Below are 24,087 nucleotides of genomic sequence, written 5' to 3'. Positions count from 1 at the left end.
TTGAAAAAATGGCCTAAAACACTGTCAACCCCTAAATGATAAAATTTAAAAATATTTTTTACGCAGCCTTGCCGAAAGGACACAATGAATTAGAACAGTTACCAAAAAATCAATGGCTGATGCTAAATCGCGATAGCATATTAAAGAAAGGCAATGAAGCAAAAATAACTCCTGATGGAGAGACATTTTATTCTATTAAGGATTATCTTAACCTCATTTGGCGTCCAATCGTGAAAGAGTATGCTCGATATTTTGACATCGATTTGAATGAATTAATTTCTAAACTGACACAAGAGTCTCGTGCCGATGGTATCTTGAAACAATTTCAAACAATGACAGCCAATCAAATTGCGCTTCATTATGCGTATCATGATTTTTGTCCTAATTAGAATTCTCTGAAATTACATCATCCTATATATCATTTGTTTCAACGATTTTACCCAAAGGATGTCATTATTAAGACTTGGTATGAATAGAAACTCATTGCCTCCCAAACTGCTCCACTGCTCTTTGGCCTTGATGTTTATTTCTTCCAATGTTTCTAAACAATCAGCAACAAAAGAAGGGCATACGATGGCTATGCTATTGATATTTTTTTTCCTAAGCTCAATCAATGTGATATCCGTATAGGGTTGTATCCAAGGTGTTTTTCCAAGGCGTGATTGGAATGAAACCTCATATTGTGACCTATCTAAGTTTAGACTGCCCGCAATGAGGCGTGATGTTTCATAACACTGAGCACGATAGCAACTGAGATTATCAACCTGCATGCTGGGACAATCGTTGATTTTAGAGCAAGTTATATTACAAATTCCCTTTTCAAGCTGCCTTACAGGAACTCCATGATAGCTAAATATAACTTTTTCTATTTGTTTATTGTGTACATAGGGTTTTATTAGATTGGTATATGCATTTATAAAGTCTGGATCACAATAAAAATCTTTTTTAATGTGAATTTCAGGGATATTGAGTTGCGAGCCAATAGTGCGAAGTAATTCTTCGATAGCAGATCCTGTTGCTGCAGAGGAGTACTGTGGAAATAAAGGGATTACAATAATTTTGTTACATTCCTTTAAATGTTCAAGGCCTTCTTTAATGCTTGGATTGCCATAACGCATTCCTAAAACCACTTGATACTGATTACCTAACTCTTGTGATAAAGAGATCACTAAATCTTGGCTATTGATTAGGAGTGGTGAACCATTTTCTGTCCATATTTTTTGATAGGCAAGACTCGATTTTTTGTACCTAAAAGGCAAAATGATCCAATTCACTAAAAAATATCTTATAAAATGAGGTAAATCGATTACTCGCGGATCATTTAGAAACTGCTTTAAGTATGCGTAGACATCTTTGGGGTAGGGACTTTTTGGTGTTCCCAAATTAATCAGCATGACTCCAATTCTAGACACTTCTTACTCCTTCGTTGATCATCGAGTTACCTTCAGTCTCATCAAATGCAATTTTAAATAAAATAACTCAATCATTGTTGAATGAGCAGTTAAGAATGAATTAATTATTAAAAATTTTATTACCACATTAAAATAACATTATGATATTTAATTGAGGAAGAAAAGGTCGGTAATAACTCTTATCAGACATACTCGGTTTGAATCATATCATTGATCAAGCCATTAAAAGAGATTTCAGGGGCAAATTTATTCATGAACTTAATGGTTATAATTTATCAGTAAAGTCATACCAACGATAATTTTTTAAGATGGTCAATTTTCAGCATTCATCAACATTATTGTGTTTTGATGAGATGGCGTCTCCAAGAAAATAAGCGCCATCTCAAAGCAACTACTCTTTAGGAATTAAAACGTGATTGATGACATGAATCACGCCATTAGAAGCTTTGACATCAGCTTTTATAACCTCGGCATTATTGACATAAACCTTACCCTCTTTAACAGTAATATCAATATCTTGTCCACTGAGTGTTTTAACCATTCCTGGTTTTATTTTATCAGAAGCAATGTCTCCACTTACTACATGATAAAGTAAAACAGTCTTCAGCTTCTCAGGATTTGCTAAAAGGGCATCTAAATCAGCTTTTGGAACTCCGGCAAAAGCCTCATTTGTAGGTGCAAAAACGGTAAAAGGTCCTTTACCCTCAAGCGCAGTGACAAGCCCCGCTTTTTTAAGTAAAGAAACAAGAGTTGAAAAATCTTTGTTGCCTTCAGCAACGTTAACTACAGTATCGCTTGCACTTGCTGCGATGCTGTAGAGGGAAATGAGTGCAACTAAGAACAACTGTTTGATTAATTTCATATGAATATCCTTATGAGTTTTTAACATTGTTTTAAGATTAGACTATTTTCTGATTGAAGCAATTGCAAATAGTCCCTAAATTAAGTCTTGCCATTAATAAAACATTTATTACGAATCAATTTTTTTATGATATAATACCTCCCTATTGCATAGTTTTTACTGAGAATTTTTTGTAGATAGATGAAAATTATTTTTTCCCGTTGATTTTACATGATATAAATTTGCATCGGCACTTTTAATCAATGTATATAAATCCTCGCCATCCCTTGGGTAACAGCTTATACCAATACTTGCCGTAATAGAGATTTCATGCTGATTGAGTGTTATTGGTTTTGCGATAAAGTTAAGAAGTGTGTGTGCACGCTCAGTGGCTTGACCTACATGAGTAAGAGCAGTCAACACGACGATAAATTCATCACCACCTTGTCGCGATACAATATCTGTTGCGCGTAAAGAGGATTTTAATCTTTTTGCGACCTCAATGAGTAATCGATCGCCCACATCATGTCCTAATTGATCATTGACCTCTTTAAAATAGTCTAAGTCGATAAAGAGAACGGCAATCTCTTTTGAGTGGTTTTTCGCATAAGCTAATGTAGTCTCAAACGATTTATCAAGTTGTTTTCTATTTGCTAATCCTGTCAAAACATCATGATAAGCGATGTATTTAAGCTCTTGCTCTGCGTGTTTTTGGGCATTAATATTTTGAATTTGTACAATAAAATACAGTGGATTATTCGTTCCATCTCGTATTAATGAGTAACTCAATAAAACCCATATACTCTTGCCATTCTTATGCGTATAGCGTTTTTCAACATGATAGAATTTTTTTGTTCCAGATAATAATTGCTGCTCATCCTCTGCACCGACCCCTATATCTTCAGGATAGGTGATGGTTTGCATGTTGGAATCTAATAACTCCTCCTTTGTGTATCCAACAAGCTGACAAAGCGCGTCATTAACTTTTAACCATGTTCCTTCTGTAGAGACTAAGGCCATCCCGATTGCAGATGAGTCAAATGCAGAGCGAAAACGTGATTCACTCTTCTCGAGATTCATGTTGATTTTCATGAGTTGATTGATGAGAGCTAAGTTTTCATACCGCAATTTTAAGTTGTTGTTGAGAAAGCCATATCCCATCCAAGATACAGTCAACATAAAACAAAAATAAACAAGTAGGGCGCTTCCGAGTAATATGTAGGTCGGAAGGGCTTGATAAAACAGCCAGAAGCTAAGTGGTAATATGGTTAACATAAAAAATAGGAGGCTTGCAGTTCGATTGGGTTGGAGAATATGGAGCCCACCTGATGCAACACCGATAATAATCGAGATGATGAGCATCTGGTTTAATAAGTCGTTATGGGGGATGAGCACCGAACCAACAAATCCCCAAAGAACACCGTAAGTGATTGTGATACCAATTAATAAATTTAAATAAACTCCAGGTTTGATGGTATAAAAACGATTGACAAAAAATAGTACTGTATTTAAGGAAAAGGCAGTGATTGAGGTGATAAACCAGATGGAAAGACTTGTAGGACTTACGACATGAAATAGGCCTATAAATACAATTAAAGTGCATAAAAAATTAGCAGGGATACTCAGCATCAGATTTTGATTCAATAACATCAAGTAATCGATGTAGATTGTTTCCTGAGTATGTTCTTCTTTCTTTAATCTTTTATTTTTCATTATGCTCCGATATAAAAGAAATCATTATCTATTATTTTAGCATCGCTATTAAAAATCATGGCTATAGGTGAAATCGGTCAACTATGCACAGCAATGGTGCACTCAGTTTGCATTTTTATGAGCTTAAGCTTGCTATCTTGGTATCGATCACGATTCTTATCGACTAGAGTAATATGTCCAACCTTGCGCTTAGGATGAGATTTTTTACCATAATCATGATAATGGACACCTGGTATCTCAAGGCAAGATTGGATGGGGAACATCTTGCCAAGACAGTTGACTAAAAAGCAATTACTCATAAGCTCTGTAAGGCCTAAGGGTAGAGAAAAAATCGCACGTAAATGATTTTCAAACTGACTGGTTATTGCCCCTTCAATGGTTAGATGCCCAGAATTATGGACTCTAGGAGCAATTTCATTGACTATCAGTTCACCATTATAGTGAAAAAATTCGACGGCCATGACGCCCACATAGTCCAAAGAATCCATAATTTTTCTGGCAATGCTTTGGGCTTTTTGCTGCAATAGATTATTTACTAACGGAGCTTCAGACCATTGAAGGATACCCTGATGATGTTGATTTCTAATGAGAGGATAAAATTGAATCTCCTCTTGTTGATTTCTCACCGCAATAAGCGATAGCTCCTCTTCAAAAGGAACAAACTGCTCCAAAATCAAATCGCAAGACTGCATCAGTTCCCAGGCTGTTGCTAAGTCTGACAACTCATGAAGAACATATTGTCCTTTGCCATCATAACCCAATTGCCTTGTTTTCAAAATGGCAGAGCTATTCCAACTTATAAAGGCATCCTGCAGTTGCCCTTGCGTTTCAATCGCAGCAAAACGAGCGGTTTTGATCTTTAATGAGTTTAAAAATGATTTTTCGACTAAGCGATCTTGAGTTATTTGCAGCGCTTTAGTCGTGGGATAAAATGGAACTTTTTTGGCAATGAATTTTGCACAAGCCAAGGGGATGTTTTCCGTTTCAAAAGTGACGCAATCGACTTCATTACAAAACGCTGTAAGTGACTTCTCATCAGAGAATGATGCTGAAACCAGACGAGTTAAATGACGCACACAGGGATTGGGAGCGGGTGAAAAGCACATAGTACGAATTCCTAACGAGTGCGCAGCTAAAACCAACATTTTTGCAAGTTGCCCACCACCTAAAATACCGAGTTTCATAATGACTCCAATTGGGGTTTATTGTTATCAAGAATCTTTTGGGTTTGTTGCGCTCGGTATTGCTCTAAGCGTTCACAAACTTCCGTGTTATTGTTGGCAAGGATTGCGGCTGCTAAGAGTGCTGAATTAATTGCGCCTGCTTTGCCGACTGCTAAAGTACCAACGGGTACGCCTGCCGGCATTTGTACTATCGATAGTAGTGAGTCCAAACCATTAAGTAGGGAAGAAGGAATTGGGACACCAAAAACCGGAAGTCTGGTCATTGCTGCAATCATTCCAGGAAGATGTGCCGCACCACCGGCTCCTGCAATGATAATCTGAATTCCGCGGTCTGCAGCGTTTCGTGCATACTCATAGAGTTTGTCTGGTGTCCGATGTGCCGATACAATTTCTGCTTCAAAAGAAATCTTCAGGCTATCCAATGTTCTTGCACACTCACAAAGTATCGGCCAATCACTTTGAGAGCCCATAATGATGCCAACCAAAGGTTTTTCTTGCATCTCAATTCACTCCTAACTAAGGGTTACAATAATCACAATATTGTGGTTCAGCTGCTTCTAGACGGTCTTTTCTTGGGTGTGTCTCCTGATAATCACATTGAATACAGCCCCAAACTTCGTGCTGGTATAAGGAAGTGGGTGATGCACATTCATTGCACAGAAGGGTGCCTGAAGTTTTTTTAAACCCAAAACCGGGAGTAGAGCAGTTGGGGCAACAACATTGAATTCGATAAGCTAGCTTTTCGGCGAGCAAAGAAATCGCCTGCATCCTCAATGGATTCATCATGGCTCTCATGTCTGTTGCGAGGAAAAGCTCTTTTTCGTGTTGAAAGCCAAGAGATAATGCAGTCTTGAGTGTTTCAATGTCTCTAATCCCTTTTGCTATTAGCGTTTTATCGCTGTTGGTCTGTAGGGTCAGGGCATGTTCGGGAAAGCCTGCTTTTTCTAAAAAATCGTCAAGCTCTGTTTGTGGGGTTATGGTCATCATGCGGTAATTTGTTTTGGGTGTCGTATACTGCTCTGCAATCACCCAATTGTTTTTACGATCTAAAAACACCATGATTTCATGGTCACTAGGAATAAATGGAAATGCAGGGTGCGGACCGAAACTTCCTTCACTTGCAATCGCTAAATCATAACCGCAGTGCTCTGCACCACGCCTTGCTTTTAAAACACAGGTATCATAGGGACTTAATGACCTTGCGATTTCACCAGTAAAGGTCCCAAATTGGTCGGTATCAAAATCGTGCACATCGAGTGTGCACGAGAGTTTAGCAAAAAATACTTCAGCAATTGCTTTTTCTTTCTCATGTTTTGAGGCAAGCAAAACCGACTGATTGCGATAGTTCATGATTAAGCTCCAGTGACTGAGTGAAAATAATCCATTCGCGCCACATCAACATCAGAAACAAACATTACACCTGAGTTCTGTTGAAATAAAGTTTTCATTCCTAAAGCAAGAGTTGCAATCACATCCTCTGGAGCTACTGCAAGAAACATAATGAGTGAAGCCCTGTCGTTAAATAATATTTTTCCCTCATGAAATCCGTTATGGCCTTTACCGGAAATGTTTCTAAATAAGGTAAATCCCGTGACTTTTGCCTCTTCCATCATCGAGCTGATGAGCTGCTCATGCTCGCCAGAAACAATGATTTCTATTTTTTTCATCGGATGGAGGTTAATACCAATATCCTTTCGTTCTTGAACTTTAATAACCTTCATTTTTTTTCTCCTCATTTTAGTGTGTTAAAATCCAATTGCCGTTTTGATTCAATTTGTAAGCTTGACCATCAGTGGGGTTTATGACGATGAGATGAACCCATTCATTGAAGAACAGGGTCTTTAAAATCGCTTGTCGCTCGATAATTTTTGATACCAGTGCTTGTGGTGCATAAACTACGGTCAGCAAACGTTGCGGTTGATGGTAGGGGCTCTCATCACTACTCATTACCGATTGCAAAGGAAGTCCATGCATTAAATCACTGCCATTTCCCTGCATGATGCCCATTTTACCGGTGACATTGTGGGTGATTTTGCTGCCACTTCCGTAAGCCACATTATCCAAGGTTGAAAACAAGTATTGCGTATTAATCCATTGGGCAACCACCATGGGTGCAGTGAGAATCGTTTCTAGGAAACTCCCCTCGTAGTCTTCTTCCCAGTCATAGGAATGTAAAAAGCATCGTCCATCAAGATTGATGTTTTTTGTTAAGGAGCGTGGCGCCACAATAAAAGCAGCATTGCGTGCTAGCCCCCATTCAGGGCGTGTCTCCGACCAATCCTGGCTTCTTCGCTGAATGTCTTGTTCTGGATGAGCTGAATTTAATTTTTGACCTCGCTCTAAATTATTGCTCGATTTTGCCTCCTCCAAATCAACACGTAACTGATTGACTAGATTTGGATAAAGAACTTTAACTGTGTTCAGGTTATAAAGTTCAATAGAATCCGTGGTGGTATTGTGAAGTGCAGCATAAAAAAGCGTGTCCATTGGAATGTGAATTCCTTTCTCTTCTAATGCTCTTCGAACATCTATTTTATTGAGGATTCTGGCTAAAAGCTTGGCATTCGTTCCGCCATGATTACCACCACAAGCACCACAATCAAGAGCAGATGCGTAGGGATTGTTTTCGGTGGTACTTCCATGACCACAAAGAATAATCAGTTTTGCAAAACCTGAAGTAAGTCCCATGAGTCGCAGTACAGTCTCGGCATAATCAATCTGCTCGCTTAGAGCAATACCGTGCTCCAAATTATCCTCATCTAATTCAAACGAGGGCTCAGTTTGAAGTTGAGGTGCAATCAAGTGATTTAATGCGTGACTTGTTTTTTTGGTATAACTTGGAGCAAGCGCTTGCAACACCATCTTCAGGCCATACCAAGCACCAAGGGTTTCAACCAAAGCAAAAGGTGTAGCAAAATTATATTTTAATTCCTGATAGATTTTGCCGAGGGTAGTTTTAATCGTCTTTCCCTGTTGATGTTGTTCCATAAGAAAGCTATTTACTTCATATGGCTTTTCATCAACACGATAACGAGGTTTTAATAATACTGGGCAGCAGTCTTTTGTTTTACCACTTTCAAATTCCTGTACGCGAATGGGTATACCAAAAAAGCCAGCAAATCCTAGGGTTTCATAGTTTCCCAGCCTTTCGATTGCGCGTCTTATGGGTTCTGAGCGGACATCAATACAAAACACCAGTTGTGCATCCGCTCTTTTAGTTATTGTTGCTGACCGCTTAACTGCAGGCAACAGCGTTTTTAGCAATGTCTGCTCGTAGTTTTTTTCATTTTCTTTTAATTGCTCAAGCACTTTTTGAGCCAAAGAACCATCTTCTTCGCTTTTTTTTTCCTGGGCTGCTTCAGGCCAAAGCAAACAGGTAATGACCAACCGCACCGCAAGTAACTCAGCCAGTGTCACCGGTTGTTTGTCTTCTGTTGTGGGATTGTGCCAATGGGTTTTCCATTTTACAAACCCTGCCCATCCCGGTAAATAAAGAAAAGTTTGGGTGAAGAACTCTTCAGTTTTCTCTTTGGGTACCTTAAGTTTTTGCAGACAAAGAATAATTGCTTCTTCTGCAGACTCAGGCAAAGTCAATATCCATTGTTTTGCTTCCTTTTTATTGTCATGCAGTTTTTTGTCAAAACACGCTAGCTTTAAAAATCCATAATAAAACCCCTTGTCTTTGTAGGGCATTTCGATGGCACCTTGTCCAGCATCAAAAAAGCCACCACACCATTTAATCATTTGCAGGTTGACGTTTTCTAAGGCACGATTGCGTGGAGCTTCCTTTCGTCGAAAACCCCCTTGTGCTATGGCTTCTTCAAAGCTTTGTGCTTCAAATCCTTGTAAGGGGTTGCATGCGATAAATGTTTCTAGCGGCCAAACCGGAGCAATACGTTGGGCGGCATTGTCTATTAAGGCGCGTACTTCGAGGCTTTTGCTTGGGGCCTTGACTGAAGTAGTTGTTTTCATAGGATGCTCATTTGTTTTTTCATCGTTTGTTATGACTTTTGCGGTACTCATGGTTACTCCTTAGAATAATTAGTATTTATAATCAGACCGAAGTGTGGTTACTGTTTTGGGAGAGGGCTGGCTTTGGTTAAGTAAGCTCATGTAAAGTTTGCACCAGAAATTCGATTCTTTAATTTTTTTCATCAATCCAAGGTTAAACAGTAACCAAGGTGCTACAAGCAGAACTAAGGTAATCAGATGCAGTATGGATAGCTTAGGTAAGTAAAACTGAGTTAAGTTTGGAATAAGTAATTCAATCAGATGAATGCTAGCGCCATAAACCAAACCGGCCAAGGAAGACATCAAAAGCCCAATCGCCATATTGATGAGGGACAAGCGATTATTCATTACTGCGAGCATCAGTTGGGTTCCTGCAATGAATGCAAATACCAGTAAGAATGAGGTTGCTTGCAGAGATAGGATGGGCTTATTCGTCATGAAGGCAAAACCAAGCATACCTAAGAAGCCGCCACTACTTGCAATCAAAAACAGAAGTGGTTTATATGCATGCACTTTAGGTTCATTGCTTTTTTGTGCAACGGCCGAGCCTGAGCTCAAGAATAAGTAGGCTTTAAATAAACCATGCCAACATAAGTGAGCTACAGCGGCGGCAAATAGTCCTAGGCCGCATTGCATCATCATAAATCCCATTTGCGCTAGAGTGGAGCAAGCCAGCATTTTCTTAATATCATGTTGCATCAGCTTCCAAAAGGTTCCTAAGAATGCTGAGATGGCACCCAGAACGAATACAATCATCAGCAAGTGGTTCGACGCTGCAAAGAGTGGGGCAAACTTTACAATCAGTATTCCACCGCCATTGACAAGACCTGCATGCATCAGCGCAGAAACAGGAGTTGGTGAATTTAAAGAGCTAATCAACCAGCGATGAAACGGCCAAATAGCGGATTGAGTTAATGCGGTGAGCGTAATCAGAGTCATCGCAGGCAAAAACACAGAGGAGCTTGCTATATCTTTCTGATTTAAAGCTTGAATGGAAGCAGTGTCAGTACTGAAGGTTATTAACATAAAGGCGGCTAATAAACTGATACTCCCTACTAGTAAGGTATTTAGGGTAAGTCGTCCCGAATTTCTTGCGGCAGCCCATTCGCTTTTATGCACCATTAACACAATTAATAACAGGTTACTTAGCGACCAGGAAAGCCAGAATAGAAAGAGGTTGTCGGCAAGAACCATAACTACAGCACTAAGCGTAATAGCAGCTAAGTTACAAAAATACCGCCAATAAAGTCGGTCGCCATCCATGTATCTTATGGAAAATCGATGGACAACAAAGCTTACTAGTAAAATTAAACAACATAATAACAAGCTTAAGGTATTAAAGCTGATGAGCAGATAAGTCACCGGCATTTCTGAAAAGCTTAAGTGCCCCAATAAAAAAAGACCAATTATAAATCCAAAACCAATAAAGAGACTTGCCAAGGAAGCGGCAGAGCTAGCCCTTTCCCTGCCATTAAAACAGTTTATGAGTAGGGCGAGGGTTGGGCATGCCAGAAGTGCACCACATAAAAGAAGTATTATTGTATTCACAGTATTCCTCATTAGAAATTGTTTTGATGCAATGTAAATATATTAGATTATCTTATATAAGTGAAATTAATAATTTTTATATTTAACATTAGGGATTCTAATGAGTCTTGATACGGTCACCTTGCAATGCTTTTTGGCGGTTGCAGAAACACAGAGTTTTACCAAAGCAGCCCTTCGGGTGGGACGTACTCAATCCGCAATCAGTCAGCAGATTGCAAAACTTGAGCAACTGATTGAAAAGCCTTTAATTCTTCGCGGACGTGAGTTGTCTCTAACCCCTGATGGAGAACTTTTTTTAGGTTATGCCAAAAGGATTTATGAACTTCATCGGGAGTCACTGGACCGGTTTAAAGCACCAGAGCTTCATGGGGAGCTTCGTTTTGGTTTGCCTGAGGATTTTGCTTCAATGATTTTATCCGATGTACTGGTTGAGTTTTCACGACTTCATCCGAGGGTGATGCTGAATGTCGAGTGTGAGCTGACTCTTAATTTAATCGAGCGATTTAATCATGGCGATTTTGATTTGATATTAATCAAAACCAATCGGCGAAATCAAATTGCTGAAGGTGTAGATGTTTGGAATGAGCCAGTTGATTGGGTGGCGAAAAGAGAACTTCTCACTCAATTCAACAAAAGCACGCCAATTCCTCTGGTGCTTTCACCAACACCTTGTGTCTATCGTGGCAACGTGATTGATTCTCTAGAAAAACACCACTTAAACTGGCGTCTTGTGTTTAGTAGTCCAAGCTATGCTGGAAAAATGGCTGCAGTACGCGCAGGATTAGGGATTACTGCGATACAGCGCAGTATGATTCCCAGTGATCTTGATCGACTTGATGAGGATTTTTTACCTCAACTAAACGATATTCATGTATCCTTGTTAAAAAAGAAAGAGCACAGTAAAGCGATTGAATCGCTAGAGTTTTTTATATTGAAAAAATTAAAGCACTAGTTTTTTAAGATTGAATAAGCATAATGAGTAAAGAAATGAATTCAATTACTGATGTTTTAGATAAAACCAACACTGATATCGATTGCACTTATTAGCATAATAGCAAGCTTATTAACATTAAGTATCCCCATTGCAGCACAGACATTAATCAATTTAATTGCATTTGGAAAATTAATGCAGCCTGTGCTGACTTTGAGTCTTATCGTGTTTATCTTAATGGCTGCACTTGGTGCCTTAAATGTTTGGCAAACCGTAATTCTTGAAGTCATTCAGCAAAAATTGATGGTAAAAATAAGTCTAAACCTCACCAATCATTTTACCCGCCTGTCGCTAGATAGTTTTTCAACGCATCATGGTCCTGAGCTGGTGAATCGCTTTTTTGAGGTGGTTACCCTCAAAAAATCACTTTCCAGTCTTTTGCTCTATGGGGTGAATTTAGGATTACAGCTCTTTTTGGGGTTGTTGCTTCTTCTCATTTATCATCCCCTATTTATCATTTTTGACGCTTTTATTATCCTCAGTATCCTGCTCATTATTTTCATCCCATATCGCAAGGGATTAGATAGTGCAAAAACAGAATGCGCAGAAAAACATCACGTGGGTGCCTGGCTGGAGGAGCTTTTAATTAATCGATTTTTATTTCGCTTTAGTAATTACAATCACTATGCCACTTTAGAGTCCGACAAGCATTTGGTTTCTTTTTTAAATGCAAGAAATACTCATTTCAAACAACTCATCAAGCATCAAATTGGTTTTTATCTCCTTTCTGCGTTTTCAAGCAGCCTCCTTCTGGGATTAGGAGGGTATCTCGTTATTAAAAATCAATTGAGCTTAGGACAACTCGTAGCTGCTGAAATTGTCCTTGGTGCCTTGATTTATGCATTTAAACGATTTGGGGTTCTTCTTGAGAATTATTATGATTTAATTGCCTCAAAAAATAAAATTGATGTAGTCCTCAATTTACCCTTAGAAGAAATTAAAATCGATCTTAATGCGCTATTTGTACCCATCCAAACGATAGAAATAAAATTCAGAGATAAGCGTCAAATCATTGCCACTTTGAATAACCCTCTCTTTATTTATTCTCAAGATGCACAGAGTTGCAAAACATTTTCTGAATCCCTTTTAGGATTCGGAAAAAAATACGATATGGACGTCCTAGTCAATCAACATTTATGCAATGAAGAACATCGGGCAGCACTTCGGCAATACAGTTTGCTGTTACGCAGACCTGAATGGTTTGTAGGTAGCATTTATGACAACTTAGCATTAAATCATAAGAATATCTCTCCCAAACTGATGATGGAGCAGTTAAATCATTTTGGGCTTTCTGAAAAAATAATGCATCACCCTTTAGGTTTAAAAGCGATTATTTATGATTGGCAAAATGAGTTTACAGAGTTTGAGCTTATTGCTCTTATGATAGTACGAATTATTTTGCTTGAGCCTCAGTTACTTATTATTGACCGAACTTTTGATGGATTGGAACGAGATAAAACGGACTTTCTCATGGCATCATTGCTGAACTTAAAAAATACCTTGTTGATTGTAGTCAGCCAAACTAATGAGTTTAAAGAACTATCAAATTACGCGGTGCTTCCATGAAATTACATGCTTATACGATGATTGCAAAACTCCCAAAACCGCAAAAAATCGCCAAAATAATTGTTCTTATTGCGTTGATTATCATTTTATTTTTAAGTGCCACTCCGTGGCAACAGTTTGCTCTTGGTAATGGGAAAGTGATCGCTTATTCCCCGACTGAACGACTTCATACGGTGAACTCGCCAATCAATGGGCGCATTAAAAAATGGTATGTCGATGAGGGAATGAAGGTACAACCTGGCGATCTTCTCGTTGAAATCACTGATAATGATCCACAGTTATTGAAGCGATTGGAATTAGAAAAAAAAGCAATCGGATTGCGGATAGGGGCAGCAGAGCAATCAATTCTGGCTGGAAAAGCCAATCTAGAAAGACAAAAACGATTGTATCAGCAAGGAATTAACTCAAAGCGTCAATTTGAATTGGCTCAAATAGAATACTCCAAATACCAAAGTGAATTAGCACAAGCAAATATTGATCTGGTCGATGTTGATGTGCGCATCGCACGACAGCAAACACAACTCATAAAAGCACATGTACCGGGAGTAATTTTTAAACGATTGACAGGTCAAGAGAGTGTCGTCGTTAAAGCAGGGGATGTTTTGGCACAAATTATTCCCGATACGCAATCGCGCGCGGTGGAGTTATGGATTGATGGCAATGATATTCCGTTTGTGCGGCTTCATCAAAAAGCGCGTCTACAGTTTGAAGGATGGCCAGCGATCCAATTTAGAGGTTGGCCAGAAATTGCTGTAGGTACATTTGGAGGTACTGTAGCCTTCATAGATCCTACAGACAATGGGATGGGATCATTTCGTGCAGTCATTGTTCCAGATGAGCCTTGGCCTCAACCACGATTTTTAAGGCAGGGCGTACGTGTTCATGGGTGGATTCAATTAGGCCAAGTCCCTTTATGGTATGAATTGTGGCGACAATTTAATGGTTTTCCACCCGAAAGCACTCCAGAGAAGAGTCAGTCATGAGTCGATTTTTCGCCCATAATGGTTTTAAATATAAGCTCATTTTAGGTTTTATCTCTTTTCTTCCCTCAGTTGTCTGTATGGCAAGTGAACATCATCAATTAACCTTAGATCAGGTGCTTCAGAGTGTTTCTCATTATTATCCAAAAATTAAAATAGCGCGTCTGGAAATTACCAAGGCTCAAGGGGCTCATTTAAGTGCATTGGGAAAGTTTGATCCCTCTCTTGATGCTACTACTCGATCGCAGCCCGCGGGTGGTTATATTAATAATTATGGCGATACCCAGATTAGTGTGCCTACTTTTTATAATGGAGTCAAATTATTTGCAGGTTATCGAAATGGCAATGGAAACTGGCCTATTTATTATCAAAACTACTTAACGAATTCAGGTGGAGAATATCGAGCCGGTCTTTCACTTCCTTTACTTCGAGATCGATTGATTGATAAGGAGCGAACCAATTTATTAACTACTGCCGAGTCGATTGAATTGAAAAAACATGATTCGGAAGCAATTAAAATTAAAATATATCAAGAAACGATTAAAGCCTATTGGCAATGGGTAGAAGCAGGATTGCAATTAAAAACTTTTAGACAGCTATTAAAGTTAGCGCGAAAGCGACAAGTTGCCATTGAACAGCAAGCAAATCAGGGCGATCTTGCTCAACTTGCAATCACTGAAAACATGCAACAAATAGTCCAAAGAGAGCAATTGCTTAACCAAGGAATGATGATATTGGAACAAGCTGCGATTAATTTATCTTTGTATTATCGAGACGAACGAGGGAACCCCAAAATTCCATTGGAAAAAAGTCTGCCTACCCATGTTTTGATGCAATCACGTCAACTCGCACAAGGAGTACCTCAGTTAGCTCGCCATCCTGCATTAAAGAAACTGCAAAACTACTCAAAAATAATTCGACTTAAGCGTGATTTAGCGAAAAATGAGTTACTGCCCAATTTGGATGCCACTGCATCTACATTTAAGCAATACGGTAGTGGAGGATACCCTGCTTTAATTCCTGAGGCAGCTTTTATCGGAGTTACTTTCAAATTCCCAGTATTACAACGAGAAGCCAAAGGCAAATTAATTCGTACCCAAAGTGAGCTCGAGCAAATAAGAGCAGAAAAAAAGTTTATGTATGAGCAGCTTAGAAATGAACTCACTAATCTTTATATCGGGATAAGAAGAATCCACCAACAAGTCGCTTTCTTAAAAAAAGAATATCATTTGGCACTAAAGGTGCAACAAGGTGAAACAAAAAAATTCCATGAAGGGGATAGTACTTTGTTTCTGGTGAATCAACGAGAGCAATTAACCACCCAGGTGCAACTGAATTGGATAAATGCCCAGGTGCAACAGGAAGAGTTAAAACATTTGGTCCGTTTCTTCTCTTCAACGAATTTGGAGAAGTAAGATAAAAAAATACTGCGGAGTATTTTAACTGATAGCAATTGATGAAAATGAGACCTCATGACAGGTCGGATAAAATATAATTTTCCCCGCTTAAAAGTCACTATTTACCAAAGGAGAGAATAATGCATCACGTAGTTGTTGATGTTACTGAGAAAATTCGTGAGCGCAGCAAGCAAAGAAGAGAGTCCTATTTAAATCACATCGAAAAATCACGTATCAAAGGCCCACAAAGGCGTGTATTACACTGTGGTAATTTGGCCCATGGTTTTGCAGCTTGCTCTAAGCAAGATAAAGACCATTTAAGTGGCCTCACTAAGGCAAACATTGCCATTATTTCCGCATACAACGACATGCTCTCGGCCCATCAACCCTATCAAGATTATCCTGCACTAATTAGACAGGCCATTACTGATTCTGGTGGCGTTGCACAATTTGCAGCCGGTGTACCTGCAATGTGCGATGGAATCACCCAAGGCCAACCTGGAATGGAATTAAGCCTTTTAAGTCGTGATGTGATTGCCATGTCTGCGGCTGTTGGTTTGTCGCATAACATGTTTGATGGTGGGTTAATGCTTGGGATCTGTGACAAAATTGTTCCCGGGCTACTCATGGCTGCTTTGAGTTTTGGGCATTTGCCGTTTATTTTTATTCCTGCAGGTCCCATGCCTTCAGGAGTTCCTAATCAGGAAAAAGCGCGTATTCGCCAGTTGTATGCAGAAGGCAAAGCCGATCGAAAAACCTTGCTTGCAATAGAAGCCGCATCTTATCATGCTCCAGGCACCTGTACTTTTTATGGCACTGCAAATTCGAATCAATTACTCATTGAAGTGATGGGATTACAGCTTCCTGGTTCATCGTTTATTAACCCAGGCACGCCCTTGCGAGAGGCATTGACCCGAACTGCGGCACAAAGGGTTTTGTCCCTCACTGATTTAGGGACACAGTACACGCCCATCGGTCAATTAATGGATGCAAAAAATATTGTAAATGCGATTGTAGCCTTGTTGGCGTCAGGGGGCTCAACAAATCACACCATGCATTTAATTGCGATTGCTGCAATGGCTGGTTACTCGGTTAATTGGGATGATTTTGCGCAACTCTCTGCAGTGACTCCATTAATTGCGAAAATTTATCCTAATGGTTATGCGGACATCAATCATTTTCAACATGCAGGGGGAATGGCATATTTTATTCATACCCTTCTTGATGCTGAGTTATTGCACCATGATGTAGATACCGTAATGGGTAAGGGATTAGAGCGTTATACGCATCAACCTTTATTGGATAACCATGAACTGGTTTGGGTTCCTGGACCCAAAGCCTCTAGTGACGAAAATGTACTGGTTGGAGCTCAAACTCCATTTAAAGACCATGGTGGTTTACAGGTATTAAGTGGCAATATAGGCCGTTGTGTGATTAAAACTTCGGGACTTACTGCAGGAAAAGACAAAATTAAAGCCCCTGCTGTAGTTTGTTCTAGTCAAGATGAGTTTGAAGCGCTTTTTAAAGAGGGTCATTTAGAGCAGGATTGTATTGTGGTCGTGCGTTTTCAGGGACCTAAGGCCTGCGGTATGCCGGAGTTACATCAATTAACGCCTAAGCTTGGGGTACTCATGGATAAAGGGTATCAAGTGGCTCTGGTCACTGATGGGCGTATGTCAGGTGCCTCAGGTAAAGTTCCTGCAGCAATTCATGTTACTCCAGAGGCGCTAGATAATGAGGTGCTTTCTCGAATAAAGACTGGAGATATCATTTTAATCGATGCAGAACAGAGTATCTTGCAGTTATTGGTCTCAGATGATGAGTTACAACGTCGGTCGAGGGCTGTTTTTAACAATCTGGGCCTTTATGAAGGTTGCGGTAGAGAGTTATTTGCAAGTTTAAGAGCTCAATTTAGCCAAGCCGAGCAGGGCGCTTGCAGTTTATTTCAATCAAAAGAATCTTGCTACAGAGGTTAAATAAAGACCAATGGGCGCCATTATTGTTCTGCCTCTATTCAAGGTTATTTTGGGGAGAAAAAGGTAACTTGATTTATTTGCGCGATCTATAATTGGGTGGAACAATGATTACTTTGATGTTTAATCGAATCAATCCTACTCGTTGCTCCAAATATCAATTTGATATTATTCCATCCCAACTTTATTGTTGGGATGCGGCCAGAGGTCCCCTATTTATACCCTATGTTTATGGTAGGGCCTAAAATTTTCACAGTGTTAATTAGAATTGCTTATTGATGAAATTAGAATTATTAAATTAACTAATGTATTTCGATGAAGTATAATCACACTCGTATCAACAACTCATGATCAACTTTGGTGATAAAATGCGCTATCAAATTACAGCATTAATACTAAGCTTTTTTTGTTCTTTTTCTGCAGCAGGTGCTTTCGTATCTCCTGACTACGCTACCCTAAAACAGGTTTATGATAAATATAAAACTAACTATCAAGGAAAGCCCGCATCCTACATTCCTGAACTCGCAAAAGCAGATTCTGATCTGTTTGCAATCTCCGTTATGACAGTCGATGGAAAAGTCATGTCAATAGGAGATAGACATGCGAATTTTTCTTTGCAATCCATTTCAAAAATTTTTGCCTATGCTCTAGCACTACAAGACAATGGAGAAAAAGTCATTTTTAACAAAGTAGGCCTTGAAGCCACCGGTGAGCAATTTAACTCCATCAAATCAATAGAAAACCATCAAAGCCATAACCCTTTTGTCAATATTGGTGCCATACAAACAACCAGTTTTATAAGAGGAAAAGACTCAGAAGAAAAGTGGAATCGGCTGGTCTCGTTTATCAAAGAGTTAGGTGGTGAACAGATATTCTTAGGAAAGAGAGTTTACCATTCTGAAGCCATTTCAAATCAACGAAATAGGGCGATTAGTCACCTACTCGAATCTTATGGAATGTTAATTGGGGATCCAAAAGAAGTTTTAGATCGATACACAAAAGCTTGTGCTCTGATGGTCAATACTGAGTCTTTAGCTTTAATAGGTGCTACTTTTGCAAATAATGGGATCAATCCTAAAACCCACCAAAAGGTTCTCTCGCCTAAGTATGTAAGAGATGTTTTATCTGAAATGGTAGTCAACGGAATCTATGAGCGAAGTGGGGGCTGGTTTGTGACAATAGGGGTTCCTGCTAAAAGTGGCGTAAGTGGGGGAATCATTGCTGTTATTCCCAATAAAATGGCCATAGCTGTTTATTCACCAAATCTTGATAAGACAGGAACAAGTATACGAGGCGAGGCCGTACTCAAGGAATTATCTCGACTATGGAACCTTCACTTAATATCGAATAATAAAATAGAAATTAAGGGTGACTAAGAGAAATGACAAAACAATACTACTGTACACTATCTTTTTTAAGGATTACGAGAGGTTTATATCGGCTTAAAAAAATTAGTAATCTTTAATTTTTGTTTCTTTAAGCTCGAAGTAAATGACATATTATTGAGATTAGAACATATCTTGTTGGTGAAAAAATGCGTTTTTTTGTTACTGGTACTGATACAAACGTAGGTAAGACAACTATATCCTGCTCTATTTTACATTTATTCAATAAAATGGGATATTCAACAATAGGTTGCAAACCTATTGCATCGGGCTGTAATAAGACTAAAAAAGGCCTAATTAGTGAAGATGCATTGATGTTACAAAAATACTCCTCCATTAAATTACCTTATCGACTGGTTAATCCAATTTCACTTGAGCCTCCTATTGCACCGCATATCGCTGCCCAAAAAATTAATAAAAAATATACTGCCAATCAATTAAAAAATAGAATTTCCTCGTTAATAAAATTTAAAGCAGATCTTGTTTTGATTGAAGGAGCCGGTGGATGGCAAGTGCCCTTAAACGATGACGAAACGCTTGCTGATTTTGTAGTCGAACTTCATGTGCCAGTGATTTTAGTTGTAGGGATACGCCTTGGATGTATTAATCATGCATTATTAACTCAAGCGGACATGCAAAGAAAAAATATTTTTCTCGCTGGATGGGTTGCAAACGTAATCGATCAAAATATGCAAGTCATAGATGAGAATATTTCCTCATTACAAAATAGAATTAATGCGCCATTTTTAGGAACTGTGCCTTTTTTAGATTGTTATGACATAGAAAAAAATTCCAGCTATACAAATGTAAAGCGATTATTATGAGCCATAGTAAGGATGAGCATCAAATTCTTCTATTAATTTAATCGATTATGTTTGCTTGATTTAGAGTATTTATTTGAAAAAACTCTAAGGTTTGATAAACCAAATTATCCCAATTTTGAGCTACTAGTTTAAAAGAAAGCATCACGTGTGATTTACTCTTAATAATTTTGCTTTTCTTTGTGTCATAAAGATTAAATACTATTCATCTTCGGTCGATTTTGATATAATTATTACAAAAGTTTACTTAAATGATACATTTAAAGAGGTTTGTTTCAAATGAGTCATTATTTATTTGTTCCTTTTAAAAAGAAAGAAGTTCCGCCAAATCTAAAAAAAATTATCGAAGAATGGTTGTTATTGGAAGACAAGCAAAAGAACGAAATTATACTCTGCTATTATGGGGAGAAAAAATTAAGTCAATTACCGGACAACAGCAAAATTTCCGTACTCTTTTCGGGCAAACCTGGCAAAAAGTCTCTTCTTCATGGGCTTGAGTATGTAGAAACTGAAACATTGAGGTTTTTTGAAAATTTGTCTTTGCATCTAAGGGTCATTGATCAAAATAAAAACTCCCTCTTAATCCCCAAAGTTGCTGATCAAATGAAAGAAGATGGCTTGCTTGATGACTTTAAAGGAAAGTTGCAGATTAATCTTATCTATCTTGATGCAAACACAAAAGAAGCAGCCATCATGACGCATTCATTTTTAAACTCACTCAAAAAATATAAAGAGCATGAAAACGGAGCAATTATGCTTCAGTTTCTTTCTAATGATCTACCGGAAAAATCAAATCTCCATCAAACATACAGAGCCCAAAAAACAAAATTAGAGCTATTTAGAGAGCAAGGACAACAAGGTGAGCGTTTCATGTATAACAAAAAAGAGAATTATCCGAAACTCTCCCTGGGTGAAATCGCCTGTGTCATTAAGGATTATTATCAGCACAAATCATCAAGATGTTGCGGTTTATCGGGCTTATTAAGGTTAAATTGGTTCTTTTCAAGTTCCGCAAGCATGCAGGCTATTAAATATCTTAGTGATGAAAAAATATCTGATATTGATAGATTTGCTTATGCTTCTCGCTTCATAACATACTATAAAGAAAACCATTTAACTCAATTTCTTCGACCAGCATTTGAAAAACGATTAATACATCATCAAGCCAATTGGGATATTGAGCTTATTCGTCCGAGTGAACTACAGTTTTAGGGTTCTGAGTTCTATGTTTTTATAGGGCGTTATGGAGCAATATTTTAGGTTCTCGAACAGTATTTATCAATTTCTAAACCATCGCAGGATGGGGTCTAAGAAAACTCTATGCAATTTTGCTGTGATGGCTTTTGCGCAAGTGATTTTCATTATGAAATTTTTTCAAACTCATTCCGATTTTTTATATTATTCTAGAATTGCATTCTTGATATCGATTTAAGGTTCTTCGCATTTCTATTAATTTATCAGATAAATTGGTACATTTGATAATTATCGTTTCTGTTTGAGATTTATATGACTATCGCATTAGTCTGGTTTCGTTTCGATTTAAGATTGAATGATAATCCTGCGTTTATCGAGGCTTGTTCTCAGCATGAGTTTGTTATTCCGCTGTATATTTATGATGAAAAAAATAGTGTCTTAGGAGGTGCTCAAGCCTGGTGGCTTCATCATAGCCTTGCTTCTTTAAGTAACTCCCTAGCAAAGCTTGGATTAAATCTTATTCTTCGCAAGGGCGAACCCTTAGCGATTCTTTTAGAGTTGGTTAAGAAAATTTCAGTCAGCTCAGTATACTGGAATCGCTGTTATGAGCCAGCTGCTATTTCCCGTGATAAAGAGATTAAAACCACTTTATTGGAGCAGGGTATTGAAGTTAAGAGTTTTAATGGAAGTCTGCTTCATGAACCTTGGACGATTAAAAATAAAACCGGCGATTATTTTAAAGTGTTTACTCCCTACTGGAAACACTGTAAACAAATGCTTCATATGCAAACATCCAGGCGTTTAGAGCATCGTCCTGCTGGAATTGAAGTGCAAAGCGATAAGCTTTTGGAGTGGAACTTATTACCTACGATTAATTGGGCGGTACGATTTAGTGATTATTGGTCACCAGGAGAGGATGGTGCACAACATAAACTTGATGAGTTTATAGAGCTTCATCTTAATGGGTATAAAAAAAATCGTGATTTTCCTATAAAAAATGCCACATCACGTTTATCGCCCCATTTACATTTTGGCGAAATCAGCCCATGGACTATTTTAAGGGCAATTGAACTCGCAAAGCTTGATCCCAGCTGCGATTTCGCTTCAGCGGAACATTTTCTATCAGAACTGGGATGGAGGGAATTTTCATTTTATTTACTGTATCATTTTCCAAAACTTCCATCAGAGAATTTCCGCAATGAGTTTGATGCCTTTCCTTGGCACAATGATGAGCAACTATTAGCGTGCTGGCAAAAAGGTTTGACCGGCTATCCAATCATTGATGCGGGAATGAGAGAGTTATGGGCAACAGGCTATATGCACAATCGTGTCCGTATGATTGTTGCATCATTCCTTACTAAGGGGCTATTCATTGATTGGCGTTTGGGCGCAGATTGGTTTTTAGATACTCTTGTAGATGCAGATTTAGCAAATAATAGTGCGAGTTGGCAATGGGTGGCCGGATGTGGTGCTGATGCAGCACCTTATTTTCGTATTTTCAATCCAGTACTACAAAGTCAAAAATTTGATCCAGAGGGCAGTTATATTCGTCTATGGGTTCCTGAGCTTTCTCAATTAGTAAGTCAAGCAATCCATGCGCCTTGGGAATCCATTGATTCAGAGAGATTTTATTTAAATTCACACTATCCCATGCCAATTATTAATCATCATGAGGCCAGGACGAGGGCTTTAAATTATTACAATCAGTTAAAAAAGAAGGGCCTCAAATGACTCCTTCTTTTTTTATATTCGGCTTTGGCTACACGGCCAATCGTCTTGCTAATACACTGATTCAACTCGGTTTTAACGTTGTTGGAACAACACGTCAGGAAAGCAAAAAAGTAATGATTCATCCCGCAAAAATCAAGCTTATTGATTTTAAGGCTGCAGATATAGAATACTCCCTTAGTCAATCCACACATTTATTGGTTAGTGTCCCACCTGATGCTCGTATTGGTGATCTCGTATTGTCTTATTATTCAGAATTGATTAAGAGGAATGCAGCACATATTGAATGGTTAGGTTATCTTTCATCTACTGGTGTTTATGGAGACTATCAAGGAAATTGGGTTGATGAAGAAAGTATTTGTAGACCAAAAAGTGCTTCTGGAATGTTACGTTTGGAAGCAGAAAATGCATGGTTTTCTTATGCAAAAAGCAACCAACTCCCTTTACATATTTTCAGACTGGCGGGGATTTATGGACCGCAAAGAAATCCACTGGAGCGAATTAAATCGGGGAAAAAATACAGTATTTTTAAAGAGGGACAGGTCTTTTCCCGTATCCATGTTGATGATATTGTGTCAATACTTCTTGCTTCAATAAAGAACCCACATCATTTATCTACCTACAATGTCGCTGATGATGAACCAGCTGCATCTCATGAGGTTGATGCTTATGCTGCTTCATTACTTAATCAGTCGCCATTGCCTTTAATCCCGTTTGAAGAAACTTCATTATCACCAAGAGAGCAAGAATTTTATTTGAGCAATCGTCGTGTCTCTAATTTAAAAATAAAAAAGGAACTCAAGATTGTTTTACACTATCCTTCATTTCGTGAGGGGTTAACCCAAATATGGAGGAAGGATTTTGAACAAAACCAGCGGGATTAAACCGATTGTTTGGATTTTATTTTTTGAGATGATTGGATTTTTCTTAGGTTTATTGACCCAAGCGAATATCCATTCTTGGTATCAAGCCCTGCACAAATCAACTCTAACCCCTCCAGGGTGGGTATTTTCCGTTGTGTGGTCAATCTTATACGCATTTCTTGCGATTGTTGGTTTCACCTTGTGGCAAAATCGGCATAAGCCTCAAACTAAAACGATCCTTAATCTTTATCTAGTTCAACTCATAATGAATTGGATATGGACACCGCTTTTTTTTCAATTGCACTGGCTGGGATTTAGTTTTTTATGGATATTAGTGATGGTGGGTTTTAATGCAGCCATTATTTTAATAACCATGAAAAATAAGGATAAAGCAATTACCTTACTAATGACTCCCTACTTTTTGTGGCTGATTTTTGCAAGCTATCTCAATGGAATCATTTGGACTCTTAATACGTAAGC

21 protein-coding genes are annotated in these 24,087 nt (G+C 38.5%); 12 read left to right on the top strand and 9 right to left on the bottom strand.

Annotated features, from left to right (window positions below):
* Nucleotides 1-35 precede the first annotated feature (35 nt).
* Nucleotides 36-389 carry a hypothetical protein gene (locus tag Lani_RS19495; RefSeq protein WP_058388758.1) on the top strand — a complete coding sequence of 118 codons (354 nt, stop codon included), beginning with the start codon at nucleotides 36-38 and terminating at the stop codon, nucleotides 387-389.
* Nucleotides 390-401: 12 nt separating this feature from the next.
* Here Lani_RS19495 and hemH read toward each other — a convergent pair whose 3' ends face one another.
* From hemH to Lani_RS19450, 9 genes are all read right to left on the bottom strand, one after another.
* On the bottom strand, nucleotides 402-1,412 hold the full coding sequence (gene hemH / locus Lani_RS19490) for a ferrochelatase (protein WP_019235750.1): 1,011 nt from the start codon (nucleotides 1,410-1,412) through the stop codon (nucleotides 402-404).
* Nucleotides 1,413-1,803: 391 nt separating this feature from the next.
* Nucleotides 1,804-2,274, bottom strand: coding sequence for a fasciclin domain-containing protein (locus tag Lani_RS19485; RefSeq protein WP_019235749.1), 471 nt, complete (start codon nucleotides 2,272-2,274; stop codon nucleotides 1,804-1,806).
* Between the two features lie 156 nt (nucleotides 2,275-2,430).
* Nucleotides 2,431-3,966 carry a GGDEF domain-containing protein gene (locus Lani_RS19480; RefSeq protein WP_019235748.1) on the bottom strand — a complete coding sequence of 512 codons (1,536 nt, stop codon included), beginning with the start codon at nucleotides 3,964-3,966 and terminating at the stop codon, nucleotides 2,431-2,433.
* A gap of 77 nt (nucleotides 3,967-4,043) precedes the next feature.
* A complete protein-coding gene (locus tag Lani_RS19475; protein WP_019235747.1) occupies nucleotides 4,044-5,150 on the bottom strand; it encodes a 5-(carboxyamino)imidazole ribonucleotide synthase in 1,107 nt (368 codons plus the stop codon).
* Nucleotides 5,147-5,650 carry a 5-(carboxyamino)imidazole ribonucleotide mutase gene (purE, locus tag Lani_RS19470; protein WP_019235746.1) on the bottom strand — a complete coding sequence of 168 codons (504 nt, stop codon included), beginning with the start codon at nucleotides 5,648-5,650 and terminating at the stop codon, nucleotides 5,147-5,149. Before purE ends, Lani_RS19475 begins: the two co-directional genes overlap by 4 nt.
* A gap of 16 nt (nucleotides 5,651-5,666) precedes the next feature.
* Nucleotides 5,667-6,500, bottom strand: a complete 834-nt coding sequence (locus tag Lani_RS19465) for a DUF6671 family protein (RefSeq protein ID WP_019235745.1) — start codon at nucleotides 6,498-6,500, stop codon at nucleotides 5,667-5,669.
* A 2-nt stretch (nucleotides 6,501-6,502) separates the two neighbouring features.
* Nucleotides 6,503-6,871, bottom strand: coding sequence for a P-II family nitrogen regulator (locus Lani_RS19460; RefSeq protein WP_019235744.1), 369 nt, complete (start codon nucleotides 6,869-6,871; stop codon nucleotides 6,503-6,505).
* 16 nt (nucleotides 6,872-6,887) lie between these two features.
* Nucleotides 6,888-9,173, bottom strand: coding sequence for a DUF2309 domain-containing protein (locus Lani_RS19455; RefSeq protein ID WP_058388757.1), 2,286 nt, complete (start codon nucleotides 9,171-9,173; stop codon nucleotides 6,888-6,890).
* An 18-nt stretch (nucleotides 9,174-9,191) separates the two neighbouring features.
* Nucleotides 9,192-10,721, bottom strand: a complete 1,530-nt coding sequence (locus Lani_RS19450; RefSeq protein ID WP_085956435.1) for a proton-conducting transporter transmembrane domain-containing protein — start codon at nucleotides 10,719-10,721, stop codon at nucleotides 9,192-9,194.
* 88 nt (nucleotides 10,722-10,809) lie between these two features.
* Here Lani_RS19450 and Lani_RS19445 point away from each other — a divergent pair, with 88 nt between their 5' ends.
* The 11 genes from Lani_RS19445 to Lani_RS19395 all read left to right on the top strand — a co-directional run bounded on the left by Lani_RS19445 (nucleotide 10,810) and on the right by Lani_RS19395 (nucleotide 24,085).
* On the top strand, nucleotides 10,810-11,661 hold the full coding sequence (locus tag Lani_RS19445; protein ID WP_019233272.1) for a LysR substrate-binding domain-containing protein: 852 nt from the start codon (nucleotides 10,810-10,812) through the stop codon (nucleotides 11,659-11,661).
* Nucleotides 11,662-11,721: 60 nt separating this feature from the next.
* Nucleotides 11,722-13,266: an ABC transporter transmembrane domain-containing protein gene (locus tag Lani_RS19440; RefSeq protein WP_317851295.1), complete on the top strand. Its 1,545-nt coding sequence runs from the start codon at nucleotides 11,722-11,724 to the stop codon at nucleotides 13,264-13,266.
* Nucleotides 13,263-14,249, top strand: a complete 987-nt coding sequence (locus tag Lani_RS19435) for an HlyD family secretion protein (protein ID WP_019233274.1) — start codon at nucleotides 13,263-13,265, stop codon at nucleotides 14,247-14,249. Before Lani_RS19440 ends, Lani_RS19435 begins: the two co-directional genes overlap by 4 nt.
* Nucleotides 14,246-15,661: a TolC family protein gene (locus tag Lani_RS19430; RefSeq protein WP_019233275.1), complete on the top strand. Its 1,416-nt coding sequence runs from the start codon at nucleotides 14,246-14,248 to the stop codon at nucleotides 15,659-15,661. The genes Lani_RS19435 and Lani_RS19430 overlap by 4 nt, the downstream gene beginning before the upstream one ends.
* A 122-nt stretch (nucleotides 15,662-15,783) precedes the next feature.
* Nucleotides 15,784-17,619 (top strand): phosphogluconate dehydratase, encoded by a 1,836-nt coding sequence (gene edd, locus Lani_RS19425; protein ID WP_058388756.1) that lies wholly within the window; start codon nucleotides 15,784-15,786, stop codon nucleotides 17,617-17,619.
* A gap of 365 nt (nucleotides 17,620-17,984) precedes the next feature.
* Entirely contained in the window at nucleotides 17,985-18,992 is a 1,008-nt protein-coding gene (glsA, locus tag Lani_RS19420; protein ID WP_019233922.1) for a glutaminase A, read from the top strand.
* Between the two features lie 158 nt (nucleotides 18,993-19,150).
* Nucleotides 19,151-19,825: a dethiobiotin synthase gene (gene bioD, locus Lani_RS19415; RefSeq protein WP_019233923.1), complete on the top strand. Its 675-nt coding sequence runs from the start codon at nucleotides 19,151-19,153 to the stop codon at nucleotides 19,823-19,825.
* 276 nt (nucleotides 19,826-20,101) lie between these two features.
* Nucleotides 20,102-21,034, top strand: coding sequence for a hypothetical protein (locus Lani_RS19410; protein ID WP_019233924.1), 933 nt, complete (start codon nucleotides 20,102-20,104; stop codon nucleotides 21,032-21,034).
* A gap of 294 nt (nucleotides 21,035-21,328) precedes the next feature.
* A complete protein-coding gene (locus Lani_RS19405; RefSeq protein ID WP_019233925.1) occupies nucleotides 21,329-22,747 on the top strand; it encodes a cryptochrome/photolyase family protein in 1,419 nt (472 codons plus the stop codon).
* On the top strand, nucleotides 22,744-23,628 hold the full coding sequence (locus Lani_RS19400; protein ID WP_019233926.1) for an SDR family oxidoreductase: 885 nt from the start codon (nucleotides 22,744-22,746) through the stop codon (nucleotides 23,626-23,628). The genes Lani_RS19405 and Lani_RS19400 overlap by 4 nt, the downstream gene beginning before the upstream one ends.
* Nucleotides 23,606-24,085, top strand: coding sequence for a TspO/MBR family protein (locus tag Lani_RS19395; RefSeq protein ID WP_019233927.1), 480 nt, complete (start codon nucleotides 23,606-23,608; stop codon nucleotides 24,083-24,085). The genes Lani_RS19400 and Lani_RS19395 overlap by 23 nt, the downstream gene beginning before the upstream one ends.
* The last annotated feature ends 2 nt before the right edge of the window (nucleotides 24,086-24,087 follow it).

This window comes from Legionella anisa, from assembly GCF_001467525.1.
Classification (GTDB): Bacteria; Pseudomonadota; Gammaproteobacteria; order Legionellales; family Legionellaceae; genus Legionella; species Legionella anisa.
The sequence above is the reverse complement of the archived record's forward strand: the minus strand, read 5'-3'. Positions and strand labels throughout refer to the sequence as shown.

What these genes read in the sequence shown, in the direction of transcription:
- Lani_RS19460 (WP_019235744.1), bottom strand. Translation starts at nt 6,871, where the DNA reads ATGAAGGTTATTAAAGTTCAAGAACGAAAGGATATTGGTATTAACCTC.
- Lani_RS19465 (WP_019235745.1), bottom strand. Translation starts at nt 6,500, where the DNA reads ATGAACTATCGCAATCAGTCGGTTTTGCTTGCCTCAAAACATGAGAAA.
- Lani_RS19410 (WP_019233924.1), top strand. Translation starts at nt 20,102, where the DNA reads ATGAGTCATTATTTATTTGTTCCTTTTAAAAAGAAAGAAGTTCCGCCA.
- edd (WP_058388756.1), top strand. Translation starts at nt 15,784, where the DNA reads ATGCATCACGTAGTTGTTGATGTTACTGAGAAAATTCGTGAGCGCAGC.
- Lani_RS19480 (WP_019235748.1), bottom strand. Translation starts at nt 3,966, where the DNA reads ATGAAAAATAAAAGATTAAAGAAAGAAGAACATACTCAGGAAACAATC.
- Lani_RS19450 (WP_085956435.1), bottom strand. Translation starts at nt 10,721, where the DNA reads ATGAGGAATACTGTGAATACAATAATACTTCTTTTATGTGGTGCACTT.
- glsA (WP_019233922.1), top strand. Translation starts at nt 17,985, where the DNA reads ATGCGCTATCAAATTACAGCATTAATACTAAGCTTTTTTTGTTCTTTT.
- Lani_RS19485 (WP_019235749.1), bottom strand. Translation starts at nt 2,274, where the DNA reads ATGAAATTAATCAAACAGTTGTTCTTAGTTGCACTCATTTCCCTCTAC.
- Lani_RS19475 (WP_019235747.1), bottom strand. Translation starts at nt 5,150, where the DNA reads ATGAAACTCGGTATTTTAGGTGGTGGGCAACTTGCAAAAATGTTGGTT.
- Lani_RS19430 (WP_019233275.1), top strand. Translation starts at nt 14,246, where the DNA reads ATGAGTCGATTTTTCGCCCATAATGGTTTTAAATATAAGCTCATTTTA.
- purE (WP_019235746.1), bottom strand. Translation starts at nt 5,650, where the DNA reads ATGCAAGAAAAACCTTTGGTTGGCATCATTATGGGCTCTCAAAGTGAT.
- Lani_RS19400 (WP_019233926.1), top strand. Translation starts at nt 22,744, where the DNA reads ATGACTCCTTCTTTTTTTATATTCGGCTTTGGCTACACGGCCAATCGT.
- Lani_RS19495 (WP_058388758.1), top strand. Translation starts at nt 36, where the DNA reads ATGATAAAATTTAAAAATATTTTTTACGCAGCCTTGCCGAAAGGACAC.
- bioD (WP_019233923.1), top strand. Translation starts at nt 19,151, where the DNA reads ATGCGTTTTTTTGTTACTGGTACTGATACAAACGTAGGTAAGACAACT.
- Lani_RS19405 (WP_019233925.1), top strand. Translation starts at nt 21,329, where the DNA reads ATGACTATCGCATTAGTCTGGTTTCGTTTCGATTTAAGATTGAATGAT.
- Lani_RS19455 (WP_058388757.1), bottom strand. Translation starts at nt 9,173, where the DNA reads ATGAGTACCGCAAAAGTCATAACAAACGATGAAAAAACAAATGAGCAT.
- Lani_RS19445 (WP_019233272.1), top strand. Translation starts at nt 10,810, where the DNA reads ATGAGTCTTGATACGGTCACCTTGCAATGCTTTTTGGCGGTTGCAGAA.
- Lani_RS19435 (WP_019233274.1), top strand. Translation starts at nt 13,263, where the DNA reads ATGAAATTACATGCTTATACGATGATTGCAAAACTCCCAAAACCGCAA.